The 581-nt window shown below is 61.6% G+C and carries 1 protein-coding gene; it reads right to left on the bottom strand.

The window, feature by feature from the left end:
* On the bottom strand, positions 1-581 hold a 581-nt coding region (locus ACXPVS_RS27380; protein ID WP_458512658.1), incomplete at both ends, for an RHS domain-containing protein.

Genomic DNA, 581 nt, shown 5'->3' with positions numbered 1-581 from the left:
GCAACATCGAGGGTCGCGAGGTTGCCGTAGGCACGGTATTTCGCCGACCACATGATCTCGCCGCTGTAGTCGGTGAGTTCCTGCGGGGTGCCGAGGTGGTCGAGTTGGTAGTAGAACGGCGTGGCTTTTAGCGGGCCTTCGCCATCGAGCATCGCCAACGGGCGGAAGGTGCCCGGTTCGTAGATGTAAGTGCGATAGCGGTTGTCGCCGCTTTCAGCAATGAGCCGTTCGCCTTGCCACAGGAATTCTGTGGTTTGGCCATCGACGGTCTTGGCGATGCGGCGGCCGAAGGCGTCGTACTTGTAGCTCGCGGTGCTGCCACCCGGCAGGCTGACGCCGATTAAACGGTGCTGGCAGTCGTAACGATATTCGGTAATGAGTTTCTGTCCGGCGCCGCGACGTTCGCGGGTCAGGTTGCCATAGGCGTCGTAGTCGTAATGACGGTCGCCCTGCATCAGCAGCCGATTGCCTTTGACGTTGGCCAGGTTCGCGGTCGGCTGGTCGCCTTGGCCGAGTAGGTTGCCTGCCGGGTCATGGGCGAAACTTTCCGGCGTGGTGCCACGAACGTTGATCAGCCGGTC

The organism is Pseudomonas sp. Ma2-10 (assembly GCF_054330215.1).
The sequence above is the reverse complement of the archived record's forward strand: the minus strand, read 5'-3'. Positions and strand labels throughout refer to the sequence as shown.